This is a genomic window from Aeromicrobium sp. P2_G6, assembly GCF_056403535.1.
In genome coordinates, this window is record NZ_JBFUFH010000001.1 from 827979 (window position 1) to 839363 (window position 11385).

The following is an 11385-nucleotide window of genomic DNA, read 5'->3' on the forward strand; positions in this document are numbered from 1 at the left end:
GAGGGAGGCGCACCGGGGTTGTGCGGCGACCGACGAGAACGCCGTCAGACGGGATGCGGGGCCGCGCGACCCGGCCGTGAATTGGGAGACACGCCCTTAGCGCGGTGAGGTCGTGATCGGCGAGTAGTCGGCGACCTGGATGATCCCGCCAGGTTCGAAGCTGACCGGCTGCAACCCGACCGGCTTGCCGTCGGCGAACGTCACGATCGTCACCTGCGCCTCGCGCCGGAGCTTGCTGCCCAGCGCGAAGGCGTAGACGGCGCCGCCCGTCGAGCCGGTCGTCAGCGTGGTGGTCGTCCGCCCGTTGCTTCCGTTGATCGTGGTCGGCCCGACCTGCCGGTGGAGGTGCCCGGACAACACCAGATCGGCGCACCCGGAGGCCGCGGCCCGGCTGCCCGACGATGGCGAGTGCACCGCGATCACACTGACCTCGCCGTCATCGCACGCCGCCTTCTGGAGCCGCTCGGCCTGCTGGCGCATCGCGATGCTGTTCTCCGAAGGGTCACCGTTGTAGCCGGCGGTGAGCCCGGAGCTGCGCGGATCGCTGCTGCCGAGGAAGCGGACACCACCCACTGTGACCGGCTTGTCGTCCAGGACCGTGAAGCCCTTGTCCTCCATCTGCTTGCGCACCGTCGGCCCTGTGTCGTGGTTGCCGGCAACCGAGACGACGTCGAAGTCACGGAACTCCCGCGCCAGCGAGTTGATGCTGAATGTCTCCCAGCTCGCGCCGTTCGAGGTGTCGTCGCCGAGGTCGATCAGCATGCGCGCGCCGGCCCGGTCGGCGATCGCTCGCGCCACCGGGTCCATGCCGATGTTGTCGTGGCGGTCGGTCACGACGAGCGCCGTGGTCTCGCCCTCCAACGGCGTACGTACGGTGGTCGCGGCGGCGCTGACCGCGAGCCGGCCGTAGAACGCCACCGAGGTGCGATAGGTCGCCAACGCGCCCTCCACGATCGCCCGGCTGCCGCTCGTCGACGCCCCTTGGGCGATCTCCACCTCGTCGAGCACCTTGTCTGACGGCAGCTCGGGGAACACCGATCCGATCGGCTCCCATGCCGTGTCGTCCGCTTGCGGCCGATCGGGAGCCGCGAGGAGCACCAGGGCGGCGATCGTGATGACGGCGGCTGCGCAGGCCCCCAGGACCTGATGGCGTTGGGGGTGGTGCGCGGCGGCCCAGAGCGCGCGGCGGCGAGGCTGGCCGATCGCGCGCCACGCGAGCACCGCGACCAGCATCGCGAGCATCGCCGCACCGAGCGCCCGCATCGCCGCGTCGATCAGCATCGACGTGACCGCAGACCGTACGGACGCGATCTCGCCTTGCGGCTGGGACGCGATGACGGCGTCACGGGCGACCAGCTGCTCGAGGTTGGTGATCTCGCTGTCGCCGAGGCGGATGTCGACGCCGAGGCCGAGCGGTGTCTCCGCCGGGAGGCGGATCTGCGGGACCAGGGTGCCGAAGTCGATGCGGGCATACCCACTGAACGTCGGCTGCACCGTGGCGTCGTGCGCGCCGATGACCAGGTCGCGCTCACTGTGGATGAACGTCGAGTAGGCAGTCGGCAGCGCCACGCCAACCCCGAGGATGACGAGCAGCAGGACTTTGAGAGCCCTTGTCATGCCGTTGCCCCCGTCAGAAACCCACGATACGGAGACAACGGCATGAGTATCCGATGGTTCACTCGCTTCGCTCGCTCACGCGATCCGGGTCAACCAGCGGTCTGTCGTGCCGACGGTCGTCAGCAATTGCGTCGCGCGGGTCAGCACGACGTAGAGGGTGCGCCAGCCGGCGCTCGACTCAGCGGTGATCCCGTCAGGCTCGATCACGACGACGCCGTCGAACTCGAGGCCCTTGGTGTCGAGACCATCGAGCAGCCGGAGCCGGTCGGAGTGCTGCTCGAGCAGGCTCGCGAGCTGCTCCCCCAGGTCGGCCAGCCGGGCCGTCGGCGCGACGATCGCGACGGTGCCCTCGACCCGGTCGAGGATCTCCTCAGCGCTGCGGCGTGCTGCGGCGACGAGCTCTTCGGCGCCGACCGTGACGTGGACCGGCTGTTCGCCGGTGCGGCGGACCGCGTCGGCAAGGTCCGGATGCGGCACCGCGACCGCCGCGACCTTGGCCGCCAGGTCATAGATCTCGGCGGAGTTGCGGTAGTTGGTCGAGAGTCTGAACGCGTGCTCGGGCTTGCCCTCGAGAGCTGCCTTGCGCGCGGCAGCTGACTCAGCGGGGTAGGGCCACGAGGACTGAGCCTCGTCGCCGACGATCGTCCAGCTGGCGTAGCGGCCGCGCCGGCCCAGCATGCGCCACTGCATGGGCGACAGGTCCTGCGCCTCGTCGACCAGCACGTGTGCGAAGCCGTCGTCCTCGATGCTCTGGGTCGAGCGGAAGCGATCGTTGCGGTCCTCGCGCTCGCGTCGCTCGAAGCTCATGAGCTGCTTGGGGGCGTCGTCATCGTCGCCGTTGGTCTCCGGCACCTCGCCGATGATGTAGCGCAGCTCGTCGATCAGGGGAACGTCCTCGATGCTCGGCTCGCCGATCTCCCACGACGCCTTGAGCGCAGCGAGCTCGTCGGCGTTGAACGCCCCGCGTGCGAGCTCGTCGATGACGTCGGGCAGCGTGCGCCATACGTCGATCGGTTCGACCGGCGGCCACCAGTCCTCGACGAAGTCGACGAAGCGATCGTCGGTCGTGACGGTCTCGACGAACTCCTCCTCGCCCTTCTCGAGCGCGCGCTCGCCGGCGACCTGCGCCCACAGTGCGTCGACGAGGGCTGCCGGCGCCTTCTGGTAGGCGCGGTTGCGCTTGCCGCCCGACAACAGGTTGCGGCGGATGCGCTCGAGCTGATGGGTGTCGAGCCGCAGCACGTCGTCCTTGTAGAAGTAGCGGAACTCCGTCGGTGCCCCCGGCATGGGAGCCGCAGCCGCCCGTGCGAGGAACGCCGTCATCCGGGATGAACCCTTGGCCGCTGCCGCGACCGGCTCGTCGTGGCGCATCGCGCGCAAGCCGTCGACGACCTCGCCGAGCGATCGCAACGTCACGCTGGTCTCGCCGAGGCTGGGGAGCACACGTTCGATGTAGTTCATGAACACGGTCGACGGTCCGACGACCAGCACGCCGCCGGACTCGAAGCGCCGACGATCGGTGTAGAGCAGGTATGCCGCACGGTGCAGCGCGACGACGGTCTTGCCCGTACCGGGGCCACCGCCGATCGTCGTGGCGCCGCGGCTGGGAGCGCGGATCGCCTCGTCCTGCTCCTTCTGGATCGTCGCGACGACCGAGTGCATCGAGCTGTCGCGGGCGCGGGTCAGGCTCGCGAGCAGGGCGCCTTCGCCGATGACGACCAGGTCGTCGGGTGCATTGTCGGCATCGAGCAGGTCGTCCTCGATGCCGATGACCTTGTCGTTGGCGCACCGCAGGACCCTGCGGCGTACGACACCGGCCGGCTCCTGCGCGGTGGCCTGGTAGAAGATCGCGGCCGCCGGGGCGCGCCAGTCGATCAGCAGGATCTCGCGATCGGCATCGCGTACGCCGATGCGGCCGATGTAGCGCGACTCGCCGTCGAGCATGTTGAGCCGGCCGAACACCAGACCGTCGTGAGCAGCGTTGAGCGCGGAGAGGCGGAGCGACGCCTGGTAGACCATCGCGTCACGCTCGACGAGGCCACCCTCGTTGCCGACGTGGCCGCGCGCCATGCCCTCGACGACGAGGGACTGGGCGACCTTGGCGGACGCGTCGAGGCGCTCGTACACGGCGTCGACATACGTCTGCTCCGCGTCGATCTCGCGCTGTTCCGCGTTGTTCGCGCTCACCCGACTCCTTTTCGTCCTAGAGAACTCACAAGTCTATTGCGTGCGGGAAATATTCCGCAGGCAGTTGCCCGCTCTGCGGATGATTGCCGCGCAAGCCCTCCCAGCGGTGCCGCCGAACGTGACAACCTGCTCCGAGCGGTTGAGACGCACGACACGCCTGAGGGTCGGCCATCTGCCTGCAATGACGGGCAATACTTTGCGGGAGGAATCTCCTGTACGAGGGAACGTCGATGACTGGTGGGTGGCGATGAGGGAGTCGAGGCACGAGTTCGGGCCAGCACCGATCGTCGCGCCGTCCCACGGCATCGGCTTCCGCTCAGCGCCTCGACATGCCGCCCCGAGGACCGAGACACCGCTGGTCAGTCACGGATCCGGGACGATGGACACCGAGCAGACCGTCGTCGAGACCGTGATCGGTCCCGATCCCGTGCCCACGTGGGAGGACGACGTCGAGGAGGACGTTGCGGAGCCCGCACCGCCGCCACGCCATGCAGCTCCGGTCGACCCGGGCGCTCCGCCCGTCGAGGAGGCCGAACCTGCTGCGTCGTCAGGTGCGTCGCGCCCCGGCCGGCATCGCCGCGAGCACAGCGCCATGAGCGGCACTGTCCGCAGCACGCGCGGACGAGGGCTGCGCGGCATGCGGATCGCGGTGCTCGACGAGAGCTGGGAGGTCATCGCCACAGTCCTCACCGGGGCAAGAGGCGCGTTCATCATCGAGGAGCTGCCGCCCGGCATCTATCGCGTCATGGCGATCGACGAGCTCGACGGTGACTTCGGCACGGGTTGGTATGCCGGCAGCGCTGTCCCGCGCGCCGGCGTCCTGCGGGTCAAGGAGGGCAGGACCAAGCGCGGCGCGGACGTCACCCTGGCCTCGACTGCGTCCGTGAAGGTCGAGGTCGACATCCGGCGCACCAAGGCTGTCGTCGGCATCCGGGTCACCGAGCGCTCGACGGGCGTACGCGCCAAGGGCTCGGTCCGTGTGTCGACCAAGCGGTTCAGCACCGAGCTGCCCCTCACCAAGGGACGTACCGCGCTCAGCATCGTGGGCTCGGCGGACGGCTCGCCCCGGCTGAGCAAGAAGGTCACGATCGACTACCTCGGCACCAAGCACGTGCAGCCGGCGTCAGCCTCCATCCGGCTGCGCTGAGCCGCCTCAGGCCGGGTCGAGGATCCGTTTGAGGAACTGCTGCGTACGTTCTTCGCGCGGGTCGCCGATGACCTGGGCGCTGGTGCCGCGCTCGACGACGACACCCTGGTCGAGGAACAGCACCTGGTCGGCCACGTGCTCGGCGAAGCGGATCTCGTGCGTGACGAGGACCGAGGTCCATCCCTCCGCCGCAAGGTCCTTGATGACCGAGAGCACCTCGCCGACCAGCTCGGGGTCGAGGGCCGAGGTCGGCTCGTCGAACAGCATCACCCGGGGCTTGAGCGCCAGTGCCCGCGCGATGCCGACGCGCTGCTGCTGACCGCCCGAGAGCTGGAACGGGTACTGGTCGGCCTTCTCGCGCAGACCGACCTGGTCGAGGAGCGCTTCGGCCTCGTCGACAGCCTCGTCGAGCGGGCGCTTCTGCACCTGGACGGGCCCCTCGATGACGTTCTGCAGGACGGTCTTGTGCGGGAACAGGTTGTGCGACTGGAACACCATGCCGCTCTGCGCCCGCAGCGCTGCGATCTGCTGACGAACCCCGTTGCCCTTGTCAGCCAGCGTGCCGAAGTCGACCTCGACCTCGTCGATGCGGATCGTGCCGGAGTCCGGGCGCTCGAGGACGTTGAGCGAGCGCAGGATCGTCGTCTTGCCCGAGCCCGAAGGCCCGATGATCGCCGTCGTGGTGCCGGCATCGACCTCGACGTCGATGCCGCGGAGGACGTGGTGGTCGCCGAACGACTTGTGGACGCCGGCGGCGCGTACGAGGGGCTCGGTCATGACGCCACGAACCTGTTCAGTCGGGTCTCGAGCCGGCTCTGGCCGAAGGCCAGGACAGCACAGACGATCCAGTAGTAGAGCGCCGCGACCACGTAGAGCGGCATGAAGATCTGGGCGGCCGATGCGGCGTACACCGCTTCCCGGAACAGCTCGGTGACCAGCACGACCGACAGCAACGACGTGTCCTTGACCAGGGAGATCAGGGTGTTGGACAGCGGTGGGACGGCGGTGCGGGCGGCCTGCGGGAAGACGATGCGGCGCATGGTCTGCCAGTAGCCCATGCCGATCGTCGACGCGGCCTCGAACTGACCCTTGGGGACCGACAGGATCGCCGATCGGACGACCTCGGCCGCATACCCGCCGACGTTGAGGCTCAGCGCCAGGATCGCCGACGGCCACGGCGAGAGGTCGATCCCGATCTCGGGCAGGCCGTAGAACACGATGAACAGCTGCACGAGGAGCGGCGTCCCGCGGATGACGGAGACGTATGCCCGAGCGATGCCGCTCAGGACCCGGTTGCCCGAGATGCGGGCCAGCGCCGCGGCGATTGCGAGGGCGAGGCCGATCGCGAAGCTGATGATCGTGATCGGGATCGTCGCCTTGAGAAGCCCCCGCAACATCGGCCAGGCCGCATCCTTGACCGTCTCGGCGTCGCTCTTGCCCTTGCGACCGCCCGAGACGTCGACCTTGCCGTCGTTCTCGGTTGAGACGTCGGCCTTGAAGTACTTCTCCGAGATCTTGGCGAGCGTGCCGTCGGCACTCAGCTCCTGGAGGGCGCGATCGGCCTCGGCCAGCCGGGGATCGTCCTTGCGGAACGCGAGCGCCTGCTTGCTGACCTCGTCGCCGGCGTTGCCGACGATCTCGATCTTGTCCGACCCCGTCGTGTTGAGGTAGTCGAGGACCGCGATGTTGTCGTTGACGATCGCGTCGACGCGGCCCTGGGCCACCAGCGCCGCCGCCTGGGCGAATCCCTCGACGCCCTCGACCTTGGCGCCGGCGTTCTTCGCGACGGCGGACCAGTTGCTCGTGACCGACTGGGCCGTCGTCTTTCCCTTGAGATCCGCAAGGGAGGTGATGCCCTTGGTCCCCTTCTTCACGACGATGACGCCGTGGGAGTACGTGTACGGAGTCGAGAGGCCGTACTTGGCCTCGCGTTCGGGGTTGATCGACACCTGGTTGGCGATGACGTCGATGCGGTCGGCCTCGAGCGCCGCGAAGATCGCGTCGAACTGCGTCTCCACGAACTCCAGGCGCCAGCCGGCCTTCTTGGCGACGGCCTTCATGACGTCGATGTCGTAGCCGGTGAGCTTCTTGCCGTCAGGGTCGTGGAAGGAGAACGGCGGGTACGTCCCCTCGGTGCCGACCCTGACGACCGGTCGGTCGTCGGCGGCGCTGGCCGGCCCCGGGGGCGCAACCACCATCATCAGCAGGACGAGGGCCAGGCCCCTCAGCACGTGCCGCATGCGTCTCCTCGTGTCGGTCACTCGACCGTACGACCGTCAGCACGCGACTGCACGCCTGGTCCGGATCGCGGACTACGCCCTTTTGGCCAGGAACGCGCTCAGGGCTTCGCGCGCCTCGTCGCTGGCGAACAGCTCGGCGGACTTCGCGGCGACCTCGTCGCCATGAGCGTCGATGCGGGCGACCAGGTCGTGGTTGAGGATCTTCTTGCTCTCGCGGAGACCCTGCGGGTACGCCTTGCACAGGTCGGTGAGGACCCGCGCGATCTCGCCCTGGAGCTCGGCATCGGGCACGGCGCGGGTGATCAGGCCGACCTCGGCGGCCTCCGCGGCGTCGAACTTCCGCGCCGTCAGGAACAGGTCGGCGGCCGCGCGATCGGTGAACCGCGGGATGAGGCTCAGCGAGATGATCGCCGCCGCCAGTCCCAGGCGTACCTCGGTCAGCTGGAACGTCACCGACTCCGCGGCGATGACGATGTCGGCCGCACCGACGATGCCGACACCGCCGGCCCGCACCGGGCCACCGAGCTCGACGACGACGGGCTTGGTCGCGGTCGCGATCTGGCGCTGCAGGGCGACGATCGCCTTGGCACCCTCGGCCATACCGCCGCTGACCGCCTCGGTCATGTCCGCGCCGGAGCAGAACACCGTTCCGCCCGACCGGATCAGGATCGCCTTGGCGTTCGTGTCGGCGTCCGCCGTGGCGAGGTGCGCCGCGAGCTCGGTGACGAGCTGCTTGCTCAGGGCATTGCGGTTGCGCTCGCTGTCGAGCGTGATCGTGGCGACCTGGTCGGCCACCTCAAGGTGCACCAGCTCAGTCATGTTCTGCTCCTAGCGTTGTGGTGGTCTCGATACACCGCCTCGTTCCTCGGCGGCACTCGACCACCGAGCATCTCGCCGGTCGAGTAGCCGACCGAGCTCTGCGAGGGAGGCGTATCGAGACCTCGCGACTAATAGGACTTGGGCAATCCCAGGGAGAACTGGGCGATGAAGTTGAGCACCATCTCCTTGCTGACCGGTGCGATGCGGGACAGGCGCGAGCCCGCCAGCATCTGCACCAGACCGTACTCGTTGGCCAGGCCATTGCCACCGTGCGTCTGGATCGCCCGGTCCACGGCGTTGCAGACGGCCTCGCCGGCGGCGTACTTCGCCATGTTCGCCGCCTCGCCCGCCGCCATGAAGTCGCCCGACACGTAGAGCGCCGCGGCCTTCTGCGTCATGAGCCGCGCCATCTCGATCTCGATGAACGTCTGCGCGAGCGGATGCGCGATCGCCTGGTGGGAGCCGATCGGCGCCTTCCAGACCTGCCGCTGCTTGGCGTACTCGCAGGCCTTCGCCAGCGCGAGCCGAGCGGTGCCGGTCGCGAACGCCGCGCCCATGATGCGCTCGGGGTTGAGCCCCGCGAACAGCTGGTCGATGCCGGCGTCCTCGCTGCCGATCAGGGTGTCGGCCGGCACGCGTACGTCGTCGAAGAACAGCGTGAACTGCTTCTCCGGCGACGTGATGCCCATGTCGATCTGCTGGTAGGTGAACCCCTCGGCGTCGGTCGGCACGAGGAACAGCGCGGGCTTGAGGTTGCCGGTGCGGGCGTCCTCGGTGCGCGCGACGACGAGCACGTGGCTCGCCTCGTCGACGCCGGAGATGTAGGTCTTGGTGCCCTTGAGGCGCCAGCCGTCGTCCTCCCGGTATGCCGTCGTGATGATCTGGTGCGAGTTGGATCCGGCGTCCGGCTCGGTGATCGAGAACGCGAACGTCGAGGTGCCGTGCGCCAGGCCGGGCAGCCAGCGCTGCTTCTGCTCCTGCGTGCCGTACTGCGCGATGATCGTGCCGACGATCGCCGGCGAGACGACCATCAGCAGCAACGGGCTGCCGGCCGCGGCGAGCTCCTCACACACCGCCGCGAGGTCGCCGATGTCGCCACCGCCACCGCCGAACTCCTCCGGCACGGCGACGCCGAGGTAGCCGAGCTTGCCGGCCTCCTCCCACAGCTCGGTGGTCTTGCGTCCCTCCTTCGCAGCCCGCTCGAAGTAGTCGCGGCCGTACTTCGCGCCGAGGTCGGCCACGGCCTTGCGAAGCGCGAGGCGCTCGTCGGACTCGGTGAAGTTGTTCATGACTCATCTCTCGTTTCGTTCATTGAGCTGCTCGAAATGACTGCGAGCACGGCGCCGGACTCGACCTGGCTGCCGGGCGTGACGGACAGCCCGGACACGACACCGTCGGTCGGCGCCGTGATGGTGTGCTGCATCTTCATGGCCTCGAGGACGACGACGACATCGCCCTTGCTGACGTGCTGCCCGTCGGCGACCGCGACGCTGATGACCGCAGCCGGCATCGGCGCCAGCAACGATCCCTCGGCCACGACGTCCGCCGGATCGACGAAGGTCGGCACCGGCGTCAGCGTGATCGAGCCCTGCGGGCCGTCGACGTCCACCCAGCCGTCACCGACCGCGACGTCGTACGTCCTGGTGATGCCGTCGTCGTCGAGCACGACTTGCGTCGGCGACGCAGCGACGACGGTGACGCCGTCGAGGTCGTGCTGCACGAACCCAGCGCTGTAGGTGACCGTGAGCTCCCCGGTCCTTGAGCTTGTCGAAAGGACGTACGTCCGGGTGCGGGGCTGGCTCGGGACATTGCGGTACGCCGTGGGGATTCGGCTGAGCACCTTTGCACCCGCCGTCGCCGTCGCCGCTTCGGCCAGCGCAGCGGCAATCGCGGCCTGACGAATCGCCCGCTCGTCCAACCTCGGCTTCGACCACTCAGCGAGCCGCTCGTCGAGCAGCGCGGTGTGGATGCGGGCGGCGGCGAACTCCTCGTCGGCGAGGATCGCGCGGAGGAAGTCGAGGTTGGTCCGCACGCCGTGTATGCGCGTACGCCGGAGTGCATCGCCGAGCTTGCGCAGCGCCGTCGCCCGATCGTCGCCGTGCGCCACGACCTTGGCGAGCATCGCGTCGTAATGGATGCCGACGATCGAGCAGGCCTCGACGCCGGAGTCGACGCGGACGCCGTCTGGCACCTCGAACGTACGGATCGTGCCGGTCTGCGGCTGCCAGTCGTCCGCGGGATCCTCGGCATAGAGGCGCACTTCGATCGCATGGCCATGGGGACCGGCTGGCTCCTCGCCGAGCTGCGCACCTTCGGCGACACGGATCTGCTCGGCGACGAGGTCCACTCCGAACACCTCCTCGGTCACCGAGTGCTCGACCTGGAGCCGGGTGTTCATCTCGAGGAAGTACGCCTTGCCGGTGTCGAGGTGCGCGTCGGCAACGAGGAACTCGACCGTGCCGGCGCCGACGTAGTCGACCGCCTTGACCGCCGCACGCGCTGCGTCGTGGAGCGTCGTGCGCACGGGATCGCTGACGGCGGGGGCGGGCGCCTCCTCGACGACCTTCTGGTGGCGACGCTGGATCGAGCAGTCACGGTCGCCGACGATCCAGCACGTGCCGTGGCTGTCAGCCAGGACCTGCACCTCGATGTGCCGGGCGGTCGGCAGGTAGGGCTCGACGAACACCGTGGCGTCGCCGAACGCCGACAGCGCCTCAGCGCCGGCAGCCGCGAGCTCGCCCTCGAGGTCAGCCGGGTCGGAGACGACCCGCATGCCGCGTCCACCACCGCCAGCGGATGCCTTGACCAGCAGCGGGAAGTCCTCCGGCTTCGCGGTCGACGCGTCGACCGACAGGATCGGCACCCCGCCCGCGGCCATGAGCTCCTTGGCGCGGATCTTCGAACCCATCGCGTCGATCGTCTCGGGCCGGGGGCCGATCCAGGTCAGGCCGGCTTCGATGACGGCGCGGGCGAAGTCGGCGTTCTCGGACAGGAAGCCGTAACCCGGATGGATCGCGTCGGCGCCGGCCTTGAGCGCCGCCTCGATGACCAGGTCGCCGCGCAGGTAGGTGTCCATCGGCGAGCTGCCGGGGAGGCGTACGGCGAGGTCGGCCTCGGCGACGAACGGCGCTCCCGCATCAGCGTCGGAGTGCACCGCGACGGTTGTGATGCCGAGATCGCGGCACGTCCGGAAGATCCGCCGAGCAATCTCCCCCCGATTCGCCACGAGAATGGAGGTGATCATGCGAGGACTCCTTGCGTGGTCTCGATACGGCTCGGCCGCGGGCGGCCTCCCCTACTCGACCGGCGAATGCTCGCGCGACCATCGCTGGTCGAGTTCGAGCGAGGAACGAGCGAGAGTATCGAGACCACGTC

Annotated in this window: 8 protein-coding genes; 1 reads left to right on the plus strand and 7 read right to left on the minus strand. The window is 69.0% G+C overall.

What is annotated here, in order from left to right; all coding sequences use genetic code 11:
* Positions 1-96: 96 nt before the first annotated feature.
* Together AC1DVU_RS04010 and AC1DVU_RS04015 are read right to left on the minus strand one after the other, a co-directional pair.
* Entirely contained in the window at positions 97-1617 is a 1521-nt protein-coding gene (locus AC1DVU_RS04010; protein ID WP_476921132.1) for a metallophosphoesterase family protein, read from the minus strand.
* A 75-nt stretch (positions 1618-1692) separates the two neighbouring features.
* The gene (locus AC1DVU_RS04015) at positions 1693-3804 is read right to left on the minus strand and encodes a HelD family protein (RefSeq protein WP_476921133.1); all 2112 of its coding nucleotides are present in this window, start codon (positions 3802-3804) and stop codon (positions 1693-1695) included.
* Positions 3805-4183: 379 nt separating this feature from the next.
* Between AC1DVU_RS04015 and AC1DVU_RS04020 the strand changes: the two genes are divergently transcribed.
* Positions 4184-4951: a carboxypeptidase-like regulatory domain-containing protein gene (locus tag AC1DVU_RS04020; RefSeq protein ID WP_476921134.1), complete on the plus strand. Its 768-nt coding sequence runs from the start codon at positions 4184-4186 to the stop codon at positions 4949-4951.
* Between the two features lie 6 nt (positions 4952-4957).
* Here AC1DVU_RS04020 and AC1DVU_RS04025 read toward each other — a convergent pair whose 3' ends face one another.
* The 5 genes from AC1DVU_RS04025 to AC1DVU_RS04045 all read right to left on the minus strand — a co-directional run bounded on the left by AC1DVU_RS04025 (position 4958) and on the right by AC1DVU_RS04045 (position 11254).
* Entirely contained in the window at positions 4958-5728 is a 771-nt protein-coding gene (locus AC1DVU_RS04025) for an amino acid ABC transporter ATP-binding protein (RefSeq protein ID WP_476921135.1), read from the minus strand.
* Complete coding sequence (locus tag AC1DVU_RS04030) at positions 5725-7191, minus strand: ABC transporter permease subunit (RefSeq protein WP_476921136.1); 1467 nt, start codon at positions 7189-7191, stop codon at positions 5725-5727. The genes AC1DVU_RS04025 and AC1DVU_RS04030 overlap by 4 nt, the downstream gene beginning before the upstream one ends.
* A 72-nt stretch (positions 7192-7263) precedes the next feature.
* Positions 7264-8010, minus strand: a complete 747-nt coding sequence (locus AC1DVU_RS04035) for an enoyl-CoA hydratase-related protein (RefSeq protein WP_476921137.1) — start codon at positions 8008-8010, stop codon at positions 7264-7266.
* 128 nt (positions 8011-8138) lie between these two features.
* Entirely contained in the window at positions 8139-9299 is a 1161-nt protein-coding gene (locus tag AC1DVU_RS04040; protein ID WP_476921138.1) for an acyl-CoA dehydrogenase family protein, read from the minus strand.
* On the minus strand, positions 9296-11254 hold the full coding sequence (locus tag AC1DVU_RS04045) for an acetyl/propionyl/methylcrotonyl-CoA carboxylase subunit alpha (RefSeq protein WP_476921139.1): 1959 nt from the start codon (positions 11252-11254) through the stop codon (positions 9296-9298). Before AC1DVU_RS04045 ends, AC1DVU_RS04040 begins: the two co-directional genes overlap by 4 nt.
* Positions 11255-11385: the final 131 nt, after the last annotated feature.

Coding starts and splice junctions, on each gene's coding strand:
- AC1DVU_RS04010 (WP_476921132.1), bottom strand. CDS start 1,617: ATGACAAGGGCTCTCAAAGTCCTGCTGCTCGTCATCCTCGGGGTTGGC.
- AC1DVU_RS04020 (WP_476921134.1), top strand. CDS start 4,184: ATGGACACCGAGCAGACCGTCGTCGAGACCGTGATCGGTCCCGATCCC.
- AC1DVU_RS04025 (WP_476921135.1), bottom strand. CDS start 5,728: ATGACCGAGCCCCTCGTACGCGCCGCCGGCGTCCACAAGTCGTTCGGC.
- AC1DVU_RS04030 (WP_476921136.1), bottom strand. CDS start 7,191: ATGCGGCACGTGCTGAGGGGCCTGGCCCTCGTCCTGCTGATGATGGTG.
- AC1DVU_RS04035 (WP_476921137.1), bottom strand. CDS start 8,010: ATGACTGAGCTGGTGCACCTTGAGGTGGCCGACCAGGTCGCCACGATC.
- AC1DVU_RS04040 (WP_476921138.1), bottom strand. CDS start 9,299: ATGAACAACTTCACCGAGTCCGACGAGCGCCTCGCGCTTCGCAAGGCC.
- AC1DVU_RS04045 (WP_476921139.1), bottom strand. CDS start 11,254: ATGATCACCTCCATTCTCGTGGCGAATCGGGGGGAGATTGCTCGGCGG.